Source organism: Salipiger sp. PrR002 (genome assembly GCF_010500775.1).
Lineage (GTDB): Bacteria > Pseudomonadota > Alphaproteobacteria > Rhodobacterales > Rhodobacteraceae > Salipiger.
Map to the genome: position 1 here is coordinate 61,901 of NZ_JAAGOU010000015.1, position 12,038 is coordinate 73,938.

The 12,038-nt window shown below is 67.6% G+C and carries 11 protein-coding genes and 1 pseudogene; 9 read left to right on the top strand and 3 right to left on the bottom strand.

Going from position 1 to position 12,038, the window contains the following annotated elements; translation table 11 throughout:
- Nucleotides 1-97: 97 nt before the first annotated feature.
- The 6 genes and pseudogenes from G0A00_RS15870 to G0A00_RS15895 all read left to right on the top strand — a co-directional run.
- A pseudogene (locus tag G0A00_RS15870) lies at nucleotides 98-496 on the top strand (cytidine deaminase); the annotation flags it as partial.
- Nucleotides 496-1,785 (top strand): thymidine phosphorylase, encoded by a 1,290-nt coding sequence (locus G0A00_RS15875; protein ID WP_164183744.1) that lies wholly within the window; start codon nucleotides 496-498, stop codon nucleotides 1,783-1,785. The pseudogene G0A00_RS15870 and the gene G0A00_RS15875, both read left to right, overlap by 1 nt.
- Nucleotides 1,782-2,990, top strand: a complete 1,209-nt coding sequence (locus tag G0A00_RS15880; RefSeq protein WP_203595406.1) for a phosphopentomutase — start codon at nucleotides 1,782-1,784, stop codon at nucleotides 2,988-2,990. Before G0A00_RS15875 ends, G0A00_RS15880 begins: the two co-directional genes overlap by 4 nt.
- On the top strand, nucleotides 2,987-4,009 hold the full coding sequence (locus G0A00_RS15885) for an adenosine deaminase (RefSeq protein ID WP_164183747.1): 1,023 nt from the start codon (nucleotides 2,987-2,989) through the stop codon (nucleotides 4,007-4,009). Before G0A00_RS15880 ends, G0A00_RS15885 begins: the two co-directional genes overlap by 4 nt.
- Nucleotides 4,006-4,635, top strand: coding sequence for a uracil phosphoribosyltransferase (gene upp, locus G0A00_RS15890; protein ID WP_066108741.1), 630 nt, complete (start codon nucleotides 4,006-4,008; stop codon nucleotides 4,633-4,635). The genes G0A00_RS15885 and upp overlap by 4 nt, the downstream gene beginning before the upstream one ends.
- Nucleotides 4,636-4,703: 68 nt before the next feature.
- Nucleotides 4,704-6,032, top strand: a complete 1,329-nt coding sequence (locus G0A00_RS15895; RefSeq protein WP_164214213.1) for an SPOR domain-containing protein — start codon at nucleotides 4,704-4,706, stop codon at nucleotides 6,030-6,032.
- 93 nt (nucleotides 6,033-6,125) lie between these two features.
- Here G0A00_RS15895 and G0A00_RS15900 read toward each other — a convergent pair whose 3' ends face one another.
- Nucleotides 6,126-7,151 carry a hypothetical protein gene (locus G0A00_RS15900; protein WP_164185190.1) on the bottom strand — a complete coding sequence of 342 codons (1,026 nt, stop codon included), beginning with the start codon at nucleotides 7,149-7,151 and terminating at the stop codon, nucleotides 6,126-6,128.
- Between the two features lie 243 nt (nucleotides 7,152-7,394).
- Between G0A00_RS15900 and G0A00_RS15905 the strand changes: the two genes are divergently transcribed.
- A complete protein-coding gene (locus G0A00_RS15905) occupies nucleotides 7,395-8,042 on the top strand; it encodes a sulfotransferase family 2 domain-containing protein (RefSeq protein ID WP_164185192.1) in 648 nt (215 codons plus the stop codon).
- A gap of 260 nt (nucleotides 8,043-8,302) precedes the next feature.
- On the opposite strand, the gene G0A00_RS15910 is transcribed toward G0A00_RS15905, so the two are convergent.
- A complete protein-coding gene (locus G0A00_RS15910) occupies nucleotides 8,303-8,944 on the bottom strand; it encodes a ribonuclease T2 (protein ID WP_164185193.1) in 642 nt (213 codons plus the stop codon).
- Between the two features lie 141 nt (nucleotides 8,945-9,085).
- Between G0A00_RS15910 and G0A00_RS15915 the strand changes: the two genes are divergently transcribed.
- Both G0A00_RS15915 and G0A00_RS15920 read left to right on the top strand, forming a co-directional pair.
- Nucleotides 9,086-9,856: a DUF1013 domain-containing protein gene (locus tag G0A00_RS15915; protein WP_164185195.1), complete on the top strand. Its 771-nt coding sequence runs from the start codon at nucleotides 9,086-9,088 to the stop codon at nucleotides 9,854-9,856.
- A 218-nt stretch (nucleotides 9,857-10,074) separates the two neighbouring features.
- Entirely contained in the window at nucleotides 10,075-11,022 is a 948-nt protein-coding gene (locus tag G0A00_RS15920; RefSeq protein WP_164185197.1) for a class I SAM-dependent methyltransferase, read from the top strand.
- A gap of 14 nt (nucleotides 11,023-11,036) precedes the next feature.
- Here G0A00_RS15920 and G0A00_RS15925 read toward each other — a convergent pair whose 3' ends face one another.
- Nucleotides 11,037-11,960 carry a hypothetical protein gene (locus G0A00_RS15925; protein WP_164185199.1) on the bottom strand — a complete coding sequence of 308 codons (924 nt, stop codon included), beginning with the start codon at nucleotides 11,958-11,960 and terminating at the stop codon, nucleotides 11,037-11,039.
- Nucleotides 11,961-12,038 lie beyond the last annotated feature (78 nt).

Here is a 12,038-nt window from a genome sequence, read left to right on the forward strand (position 1 = left end):
GTGGGATATTTTTCTCTAGACGAAGCGGGCGGGCAGGCGCGGGGATTGCAATCGCTCCGGGCGGCCCGCAACATGGGCGGCGAAAGACCACAAGAGGTGCGATATGTCGCTCGAGAAAGCCGCCCGCGCGGTGCGTGAAAACGCCTATGTTCCCTATTCGAAATTCAAGGTGGGGGCGGCGATGCTGGCACCCTCGGGGAAAATCTACGCCGGCTGCAACGTCGAGAATGTCGCCTATCCCGAGGGCACCTGCGCCGAGGCCGGGGCGATCGCGGCCATGGTCGCGGCGGGCGAGACGGAGATCGTCGAGGCCTATGTGATCGCCGATTGCGAACACCCGCTGCCGCCCTGCGGCGGCTGCCGGCAGAAACTGGCCGAGTTTGGCAAGACCCATGCCAAGGTGACGCTGGCCACCACCGATGGCGCGACGCTGGAGACCACCGTGGGCGAGCTGCTGCCTGGCGCCTTCGGTACGGGGCATATGGACCGCGCCTGATGGACGCGCGGACGGTCATCACGGCCCTGCGGCGCGGAGAGGAGCCCTCTGGCGCGGCGCTGCGCTGGTTCGCCGAAGGGCTGGCGAGCGGCGCGGTGAGCGATGCGCAGGCCGGGGCCTTTGCCATGGGGGTCTGCCTGCGCGGGCTTTCGGAGGAGGCGCGCGCGGCGCTGACGCTGGCGATGCGCGACAGCGGCCATGTGCTGCGCTGGAATCTGCCGGGGCCGGTGCTCGACAAGCATTCCACCGGCGGCGTGGGCGATTGCGTCAGCCTCGTGCTGGCGCCGATGCTGGCGGCCTGCGGGGTCTATGTGCCGATGATTTCGGGGCGCGGGCTGGGCCATACCGGCGGCACGCTCGACAAGCTCGAGGCGATCCCTGGCTATGACACCGCGCCATCGGAGGAGCGGCTGCGCGACGTGCTGCGCGAGGCGGGCTGCGCCATCGTCTCGGCCTCGGAAGGGATCGCGCCTGCCGACAAGCGGCTCTACGCCATCCGCGACGTGAGCGCGACGGTGGAGAGCCTCGATCTCATCACCGCGTCGATCCTGTCGAAGAAGCTGGCGGCGGGGCTTGAGGGCTTGGTGCTCGACGTGAAAGTGGGTTCGGGCGCGTTCATGAAGACCATGGAGGAGGCACGCGCGCTGGCGCGCTCGCTCGTCGGCACAGCAAATGCGGCGGGTTGCCCGACCACGGCGCTGATCACCGATATGGATCAGCCGCTGGCCGATGCGCTTGGCAATGCGCTGGAAGTGCGCTGCGTCATGCAGGTACTGACCGAGGGCGCGGGCGGGCCGCTGCTCGATCTGTCGGTGGCGCTGGGGGCCGAGCTTTTGGTCAGCGCCGGGATCGAGGGCGGCGCGGCGCGGCTGCGCGAGACCGTAACGAGCGGCGCGGCGGTAGAGCGCTTTGGGCGCATGGTCGCCGGGCTGGGCGGGCCTTCGGATTTTGTCGAGCGCTGGCGCGATTTGCTTCCGGCAGCGCCGGTGGTGCTGGATGTGCCCGCGCCCGAGGCCGGCCATGTGGCGGCGATGGATGGCGAGGCGCTGGGGCTTGCCGTGGTGCATCTTGGCGGTGGCCGCGAAGTCGAGACGGACCGCGTCGATCCCGCCGTCGGCCTGTCGGATGTGTTGCGGCTCGGCCAGCGGGTCGAGACGGGGCAGCCCTTGGCGCGGGTCCATGCCGCCAGCCGCGCGGCGGCGGAGGCGGCGGCGGCTGCGGTGAGCGCAGCGATCCGTCTTGGCGATGCGCCTGACGTGGCGCCTTTGGTGCGGGAAAGGATCGCCTGATGCGGGCATTTCTGGTGGTGATGGATTCGGTGGGCATCGGCGGTGCGCCGGATGCGGCGGGTTATTTCAACGCAGGCGTCCCCGACACGGGGGCCAATACGCTGGCGCATATCGCGCAGGCCTGCGCCGCAGGTCGGGCGGAAGAGCGGCGCAGCGGCCGTCTGCATCTGCCGGTGCTGGATGCGCTGGGGCTGGGCGCGGCGACCCGGCTTGCCAGCGGCGACGAGGTGCCGGGGCTGGAGGCGGAGCCTTCGGCGCTCTGGGGCGCGGCGAGCGAGTGCTCGAAGGGCAAGGACACGCCCTCGGGCCATTGGGAACTGGCGGGTCTGCCAGTGCCATGGGACTGGCACTATTTCCCCGAGACAGCGCCGGTCTTTCCGGCAGAACTGCTGGCAGAGGTCTGCAAGATCGCCGGGGTCGCGGGCACGCTGGGCAATTGCCACGGCTCCGGCACGGTGATGCTCGACGAGTACGGTGCAGAGCATCAGCGCAGCGGCTGGCCCATCTGCTATACCTCCGCCGACAGCGTCTTCCAGATCGCCGCGCATGAAGAGAGCTTTGGTCTGGATCGCCTGCTGGCGCTTTGCGAGGCAATCGCGCCGACGCTGCACCGGATGAAGGTTGGCCGGGTCATCGCGCGGCCCTTCGTCGGCAGCCCCGGCAGCTACAAGCGCACCACCAACCGGCATGACTACGCGATCACCCCGCCCGAGCCGATCCTCACCAATTGGGTGCAGGATGCGGGGCGGCGCGTCTATGCGGTCGGCAAGATCGGCGACATCTTCTCGATGCAGGGGATCGACGAGCTGCGCAAAGGCGATGACGCGACGCTCATGCGGCACCTTGGCGATCTCGTTGACGGCGCCGAGGAGGGCTCGCTCACCTTCGCCAATTTCGTCGAGTTCGACAGCCTCTACGGCCACCGGCGCGATGTCTCTGGCTACGCCCGCGCGCTCGAATGGTTCGACGCCGAGCTTGGCAGGCTGCTGCCGCGCCTGCGCGAGGGGGATCTGCTGCTGATCACCGCCGATCACGGCAATGACCCCACGTGGGTTGGCACGGACCACACGCGCGAGCGGGTTCCGGTACTTGTATATGGGCGCGGGGCAGGGCAGATCGGGCGGATCGAATTTGCCGATGTGGCAGCCAGCATCGCGGCGCACCTTGAGGTGCCCGCGCAAGGACCGGGAAGGAGCTTCCTTTGAGAGACCCCAGAGACCACGACGAGGAGAGCCTGCACCGGATCAAGGCGCTGCCGAAGGTGGAGTTGCACCTGCATATCGAAGGCGCCGCGCCGCCAGCCTTCATCCGCGGGCTCGCGCAGGAAAAGAAGGTGCGTCTCGACGGGGTCTTTGCCGAGGATGGCACCTATGAGTACCGCGACTTCGTGCATTTCCTGCAGACCTATGAGGCGGCGACCTCGGTGCTCCGATCCCCTGAGGATTACGCCCGGCTGACCCGCGCCGTGCTCGAGGAATGCGCGCAGAACGGGGTGATCTACGCCGAGACCTTCATCTCGCCCGACTTCTGCGGCGGCGGTGATCTGGGTGCATGGCGCGAGTATCTGCACGCCATGCAGGAAGCGGCCGATGCGGCCGAGCGCGACATGGGCATCACCCTGCGCGGCATCGTCACCTGCGTGCGCCACTTCGGGCCGGAGGTTGCCAAGAAATCCGCGCTCTGTGCGGCCGAGACGGCGGGCGAGTGGATCACCGGCTTTGGCATGGGCGGCGACGAGAACAAAGGCGAGCAGCGCGACTTTGCCTATAGTTTCGACATGGCGCGCGAGGCGGGGCTGCGGCTCACCACCCACGCCGGCGAATGGCGCGGCCCGCAAGAGGTGCGCAACGCCATCGAGCATCTTGGCGTCGAGCGCATCGGCCATGGGGTGCGCGCCATCGAAGATCTGGCGCTGGTCGATCTGATCGCCGAAAAGGGCATCACGCTGGAGGTCTGCCCGGGCTCGAACGTCCAGCTTGGCGTTTACCCCAAGCTCTCGGCGCATCCGATCCAGAAGCTGCGCGAACGCGGCGCCAAGGTGACCATTTCCACCGACGATCCGCCCTTTTTCCATTCCACCATGGTGCAGGAGTATGAAAACCTTGCACGCACCTTCGGTTGGGAGGAAGAGGACTTCACCGAGATTGCCAAGACCTCTGCCAATGCGGCCTTCTGCTCGGCCGACATGCGCGAGGCGCTGCTGAAAAGACTGGAGAGCGCATGAAACACCTGACCGTTGTCGATCACCCGCTGGTGCAGCACAAACTGACCCTGATGCGCGAGAAGGATACGTCGACCGCCTCCTTCCGCCAGCTGCTGCGCGAGATTTCCCTGCTTCTGGCCTATGAGGTCACCCGCGAGCTGCCGGTGACCACCAAGCAGATCGAAACCCCGATGTGCGAGATGGCCGCCCCGACGATCGAGGGCAAGAAGCTGGCGCTGGTGTCGATCCTGCGCGCGGGCAACGGCCTGCTCGACGGCATTCTCGAGCTCATTCCTGCGGCCCGCGTCGGCTTCGTCGGGCTCTACCGCGACGAGGAAACGCTCGAGCCGGTGCAATATTACTTCAAGGTGCCCAAGAACCTCGAAGACCGCACGGTGATCGCCGTCGATCCGATGTTGGCCACGGGCAATTCCTCGGTCGCCGCGATCGACCTTTTGAAGCAGGCGGGCGCCAAGAATGTCATCTTCCTGTGCCTTCTGGCCTCGCCCGAAGGGGTCAAGCGGATGGAAGAGGCGCATCCCGATGTGCCGATCATCACCGCCGCGCTGGACGAGAAACTCAACGAGAAGGGCTATATCGTTCCGGGACTAGGGGATGCGGGCGATCGCATGTTCGGCACAAAATAAGCCCTCGCAACGCTTTACAGCTTTGGGGGCTTCATGCAAAGCTGAGAGGGTAGTTTCCGGGGGACGACATGCGTTTCAAAGTGCTGGCCAACATTCTGGCGGGTCCCGCCACCCTAGCTCTCGGCGCCCTGTCCGCCGCGCCCGCGCTGGCGCAGCGGATCGACACCATCAGCGAGCCGGCGGAGGTGCCGCCGGCCAGCTATGAGGCCGCGCAATATGTGGACAGCAAGGGCTGCGTCTTCGTGCGCGCGGGCTTTGATGATGCGGTGATCTGGGTGCCGCGGGTCAGCCGCGCTGGTGACCCGGTCTGCGGCTACGCGCCGAGCCTCGGCGCCAGCGCCCGCACCGCGACGCGCACCGTCGAAGCGCCTGCGGCGCAACCGGCCCCGAAACCCGCGCCGGTCACCAAGCCTGCCGCACAGCCGGTCGCGACGGCGGCGGCTCCGGCGGCGGTATCGGCCCCCGCTCCGACCCGCACCACCACCCGCACCACCTCGGCGCAGCCCATGGCCACGGTCGCCTCGAAACCCGCCAGCGCCCCGGCTCCGGTGGTCAAGGCCCCGGCCTCGAAACCGCCCGCCGCGCCCGCGCCGCGGGTGGTTGCCACCGTACCTGCGCCGAGCCGTGCGCCAGCGCCGGTGGCCCCCGGCAGCAAGCTGGTCGGCGGGGCCTGCCCGCCGGGCTTTTCGGGCGAAATCACAAGCAATGGACGGCGCGTGCGCTGCGGCCCGCAGTCCGCGCCCTATGTCACCGAGGTGCGCCGCGGCGAGGCGCCCGGACCGGGCAAGAACGTCTATTACAATCACGGCGGTGGCAGGGGCAGCTGGGAAGAGGGGGCTCTTATGGTGCCCGGCAGCACCCGCATCGTGCCGCGCCACGTCTATGAGGAAGGCCCGGCAGAGCGCACCGTGCTGCCCGCGGGCTACCGCCCGGCGTGGGAAGATGACCGGCTCAACCCGCATCGCGCGCTGCAGACCGTCGAGGGCTACTACGACAGCCAGCGCATCTGGACCCAGACCGTGCCGCGCGCCTCGACCGCCGGAACCCGTGTGACGGCGCGCGCGCCGCGCGTCCGCTTTGAAGGCGATCCCGATCTCATTCTGGTGCAGGCACCGCGCAACAGCGGCGCAACGACACTCACCGCCGCAGCCTCCGACAGCGCTTCGGCGACTGCCGCGAGCCCCAAGTTTGTCGAGATCGGCGCCTTCACCACCGGCGACAAGGCCGCCGAGGCGCGCCGCCGCCTGCAGGCTGCCGGCCTGCCTGTGCAAATGCTGCAGCGCGGTTCGGACGAGATGCGCCGCCTGCGCGTCGGTCCCTACAGCGATGCCCGCGCCGCCAGCCGCGCGCTGGCGCAAGTCCAAGCCACCGGCTACCGCGAGGCCTACCTGCGCTGAGCCCCGCCTCTTCTTCTCTTTAAAAATACGCAAAAAGACCCGCTGGGGATCCTGCCTAAGCGCCGGAGGGAGCAGCGCCGCTTCGCCGCTTGCTCAGCCGCCGCAGATGCCCTGCAGGCGTACCCAATCGGCGTCGCTGACCACCGGCGCGCTGCCCTCCTTGGCGCGCGGATCGGCCTCGACCAGCCCCAGAACGCTCTCGCCAGTGATGTCCTGCGCATAGGCGTAGGGAGAGCTGCGCAGCTCGATCTTCGCGAACCCGTCGAGCAGCACGTTTTGCGGCAGCGGGGCGTGCGGGCGGGTCAGCAGGTCTTCGGCGTAGCTTTCCAGCGCGCCTTCGGGCATCGAGCCGGTGGTCAGCAGGCGCAGGCTCGGCCAGAGCCCGGCATGACCCAGCAATTCACCCAGCGGATCGGTCTGTTTGGCGCGCAGCGACTCGGCGAGGATATAGCCCGCCGCCACGTCCGGGTCCTCGTAGTCTTCGAGCAGACTGCCAGAGACGAGGATCAGCCCACCGGGCAGATGCGCCGTGTCGCGTACACCGTCGCGCAGCACCACCAGATCGTTGCGGCGGGTATCTCCCAGCACGCGCGCGGCCAGATGGCGCAGCGGGCGCGCCGCCTCGGCGCTGGTGCAGGGGCGGCCCGAGACGCGGGCGATCTGCGTCAGCAGCGCCTGACCGATCTCGACGCGCTTGGCGCGGGGCACCACGCGTTCGGCATGGTTGAGCAAAGCGCCGGGCAGCCACAGCAGCGCACCGGCCAGCACCAGCACCGCCACGCCGCCGATCAACCGCAGCCGCAGCTTGCCGGGTTTCGGGCGGCGCCGTTCGATATCGCGCAGCACCCGGTCGATGGCGTCGATCATCGTCGCCTCGTCCTCGGCCAGTTCCAGCGTCTCGCCGGGATCGCCATCGGGATGGTAGAGCGCCGGAGAGCGGCCCTTGTTGGCGCGCACCACCGCGGCCATCGACCAATGCGACAGAGCCCGCCCGGAGATATCCGACACGGTCAGCGTGGCATCGCCCATCGACAGGATCACCTCGCGCCGCTGAGCCTCTGGCTCGGGCCGCCAAAGCGCGGTGGCTTCGAGGCGTTGATACTCCTTGAGGGCGGTCATGCGTGGGGCGGTCTCGGGCGCGGTCTTCTCAAAAGGTTTTTCTCGCGGGCTTTCTCTGGGCCGTCTCGGGGCTGCTCAGCCTCGGGTTCGCATCTGATTACCAAGCTCCCCGCTCAGGGGCAATCGCCTGCGCGCGCCAAGGCCCTCGCAAGCGCAGGCGGCGCGGCCACGGTGGCGAAAAAGACGCGCTGTGAGGGGCGCTTGCGAATGGTCCTGCGCGGCGGGCGACGCTAGGGTCGGCGCATGATCATCTCGCGCGGCCGTGGCTATATTTTCGTGCATATCCCCAAGACCGGGGGCACCTCTCTGGCGCGGGCGCTGGAGGCGCGGGCGCATCGCGACGATATCCTGATCGGCGACACGCCGAAGGCGCAGAAACGCCGCGGGCGGCTGCGCGGGCTGGTGCCGCGCGGGCGGCTCTGGAAGCACTCCACGCTGGCCGATATCGACGGCATCGTGACCCTGGACGAGATCGCCCGGATGCGGCGCGTCGCGCTGGTGCGCAACCCGTGGGACCGGATGGTGAGCTATTACCACTGGCTGCAGACGCAGGAGTTCGCGCATCCGGCGGTCGCGCTGGCGCAGGGCTTGGACTTCCCGGCGTTCCTGCTGCATCCGCAAACCAGCGCCAGCCTGCGCGGCTGGCCCAGCTCGCGCTATCTGCGCGACGCGGCGGGCACCGATCGCGGCGATATCTGGATACGGCTGGAGCATCTTGGCGAGGATCTCGCGCCCTTCGAGGCGCATCTGGGCTTCGCGCTCGATCTGCCGTGGGACAATGCTTCGGACCGGCGGCGCGACTATCGCGGCTACTACTCGGATCAGCTGGCGCAGCATGTGGCGGAAAGCTGCGCCGAAGACATCGCGCGCTTTGGCTATCGCTTCGATTGACGGGGACCAAACGATGGAATTTCGGCCAATCCGCCGCCTTCGAGAAAAATAGTGTCCATTAATGGGCAGGGGGCGGTTTTGTTAACCTTTTCTTAATTCCGGCAGGATTTGACTGGCCACGTGGCCCGGAGCGGAAGCATGTATGGGCCGCGCCAGAGGGTGGGTCTTACTGACGGTCGTTTCCGTTTTCTGTATGCTGGCAAGCATTTGATCGCAGTATTCCCGGCCCGCCCTCTGGTTTTTTTTGCCCGCGTCCGGCCTTAGCGGATCGGGTCGAGCAACGCGTCCTTCAGGCTGCAGTCCTTAACGACATCGCTTCCGCAGGGCACGGGATCAAGGTCCTTTGACAGGCACAGCCGCGCTTCTTGGATGCGCCCCGCTTGGCAGGTGATGGTCAGCATGTCGGGCTCCAGCCCCGGGTTGGCCTTCAGGAACGCCTCTTCGATCACCTGCGCCGGCAGGGTGACCGGATCTTCCAGACGCCGCAGAACCTCGGGACGTTTGACCGCGCCATAAGCGCGGCGGGCGAGGGCGAAATACGCCTCGGCGGGCAGCCCGGCGCAGGAGCCGTGCTTCTTCCACTGGTACCAAGCCAGACCGGGCGTGCCCATGATGTCGGCCATGGCGGCGGTCTCGGCGCGGCTCGGGGCGCGCACCGATGTGTCGCAATAAGAAGGGTAGCCGCGCTCGTATTGCGGCCAGAGCCCGTGCAGCACCCAGCCAAGCGCGCGGTCGCATTGCGGAGAGTTGCGCGCCTCGCCCTCGAGCGCGCACCACGTCGGCGACCAACTCAGCGACAGCACGTAATAGTCGAAACGGCCCGCGCGTTCCCCATCCGCGCGGGCGGGGTTGGCGGCTCCGGCGAGAGCGGCACAGGCGAGCAGGATCAGCAGGGCACGCATTTTCTCTTTCCTCTTGAGTTGCGCGCGACTATATAGGCCCGAAGTTCCCCGACAACGGAAACCCGTCCTGGAGAAGTAATCCGGGACCTCCCGAGGCCAGCGCCTTGGGGGAGGGGAGAAGATTTACGTAGGAGATGACCCATGGCAAAACTGCTGCATCCCAAGGCGACCGCTGTCTGGCTCGTCGACAACACCACCCTGACCTTCAAGCAGATTGCCGATTTCACCGGCATGCACGAACTGGAAATCCAAGGCATCGCCGACGGTGACGTGGCTGGCGGCGTGAAGGGCTTTGACCCGGTCGCCAACAACCAGATCGAGCAGATCGAGATCGACAAGGCCGAGAAGAACCCGCTCGCCAAGCTGAAGCTGAAGTACAACCCCGCCGCTGTCGACGAAGACAAGCGCCGTGGCCCGCGCTACACCCCGCTGTCCAAGCGTCAGGACCGTCCGAACGCGATCCTGTGGCTGGTGAAGTTCCACCCCGAGCTGACCGACGGCCAGATCTCCAAGCTGGTGGGCACCACCAAGCCGACGATCCAGTCGATCCGCGAGCGCACCCACTGGAACATCCAGAACATGCAGCCGATCGACCCGGTCGCGCTGGGTCTGTGCCGCCAGTCCGAGCTTGACGCCGCCGTTGCCAAGGCCGCGAAGAACCGCGACGAGGTGATGACCGACGACGAGCGCCGCAAGCTGGTGTCGACCGAGCAGAGCCTTGGCATGGACACCGAGCCGCGCCTGCCTTCGGCGATCGAAGGTCTCGAAACCTTCACGCTCTCCGATCCGCGCGGCGAGGACGACGAGGAAGAAGACAAGGGCCCGAGCGATTTCTCGGATGCCGACAGCTTCTTCAACCTGCCGTCGAACGATGACGACGACGAGGACGACAGCGAGGACCCGCGCGGCTGATCCGCGTCTCGCGATGATTTCGAAAGGCCCGCCGCAAGCGATTGTGGCGGGCCTTTTCTTTTGCGGTGCCGGGTGGTTACACGGCCCTCACGGCAGCGATTGACGCCGCTCTGTCAGCGGCGTATCGCCCGCGTCGATGCACCCTTCAGAGGTGCAGCGTGTCGCCCGCCGCGTGGCCATTTCCGGCAAATGAGCGGGCCCCTTGGAACAGACAAGTGATGCTGGGAACCGCTTTTCCCTGTGGTGATCCCGCGGCCGAGCGCCGCGCGAGTTTTGCCGAGACCCTCGCGCATCTCGGCGATATGGCCGGTGCGGTCGAGGTGCTGATGGGCGTGATGCAGATCGTGCCCGACTGGGCTGCGGGCTGGTTCCGTCTGGGCGAATGGCTGGAAGGCTGCGGCGCTGTCGAGGCCGCAGCAGAGGCTTGGGACAAGGCAGTGGCCGCCGATCCCCGTGACCCGCTCGGTGCGGGGCTGCGCCGGGATTTGCTGCGCGGTGTGCCGGTGGCCGAGACCATGCCTCCGGCCTTTGTCGAGCTGCTCTTTGACCAATACGCGCCGCGTTTCGACCGCTCGCTGGTCGGGCGGCTGGAGTATCGCGGCCCGGAGCTGCTGATCACCGCGCTGTGCGGGCAGGGGTTCGTCCGGGCCGAGCGGGCGCTGGATCTTGGTTGCGGCACGGGGCTGATGGGTGCGGTGCTGCGCGCGCGCTGCGGCTGGCTCGGTGGCTATGACATCTCGGCGGGGATGCTGGCCGAGGCGGCGGTGAAAGGCGACTATGACCTGCTCGAAAAACGCGACATCGCGCAGCTGGAGCTGGACGGCACTGCGCACGACCTGATCGTGGCGGCGGATGTCTTCATCTACCTCGGCGCGCTCGAACGGGTGATCGGCTGGTGCGCCGGGGCCCTCGCGCCGGGGGGGCACCTTGCCTTCACTGTCGAGCTAGGAGACGCGCCGGTGCAGCTGCGGGAAAGCCGCCGCTTTGCCCATTCGCGCTTCTATGTCGAACAGCTTCTGGCGCAGGCTGGGTTTGTCGGGGTGGCGTTCGAAGACTGCGTTCTGCGGCAGGATCGCGGTGCCGATGTGCCCGCGCTGGTGGTCACTGCGCGGGCGCCGGTTCTGGTGCAGGACCGGGAAGGGGACGCCGCCGAAGCGCTGGCGTAAGCACCCGGCGCGGCTCAGAAGCGATAGGTGAGCCGCGCGCTCAGCGCCTCGGTGCCGTCGAAATCCGACGCCGCCTCGATCCGCGTGCCAAAGCCGCTGCCACCCTCGAAACCAAGGCCGATGGCCAGTTGATCTTCGCTAAGCAGATCGGTCGCGCCAAGGCTGCCGCCCGCGGCGAAATCGAGGTCGGGCTGATCGCCGCCGTTCACCACATAGGCGGCGTAGGGGCGCAGCAGGCCGCCCTTGGCCCGCATCGGCGCGCCCATCTCAAGGCGCATCGAAGTGGCGTAAGTCACGCGGTTCTCTACCTCTGCATCAATGTGGTGCAGCGTGTAATTGCCTGTGGCATGGCGCAGCACGTCGCCGGACACCACGAGGTCGATCCCGGTGCCCGGTGCCTCGCCCTGTTTCAGCATCGTCGCGCCGCGCAGGCTCAGCCCCAGCAGGCGGCCATTGTGGTCGGTGCTGCCGCTGACCGAGGATGGGCTGGACAGCTTGTTGTGCGTGCGCCCCATGTAGAGCGCCGCGGCATAATCGACGCCATGCGCCGCCCCGGCATAGCCCGCACCAAGAAAATACGACCGGATACGTGCCTCGCCAAGATCGCCATCCACCTCCGAAGTACCCTGCGCGTAGCCCATGAAGGCCGAGAGGCCGCTGCCGAACCCATAGCCCAGCACGGCGCCACGGGTGTTGTAATCCGAGCCCTGCGCATCGTCGGGGTTGGTGCTGCCGCCAGCGGCATAACCCGAGGTGAAAGCGCCGGGCTGCTGTGCATCCAGCGCGCTATGGCCGATGCCAAGGCCGATCTCTCGCGACAGCAGGTCCATCTGCGACAGCGAGGCGGCTTCCTGCGCCTGTGCGGCGGGCAGGGCGAGCACAAGGCTGGAGACGAAAGCGAGGGGAAGGGCGAGCGGGAAGGAGGATGCGCGGGTCATAGCAGTGCTGTAGCTCCAAAGCGCCCGTCCGCCCAGATGGCACCTGTCACAGACGCGTTACGGTGGGGCTGGGACTGG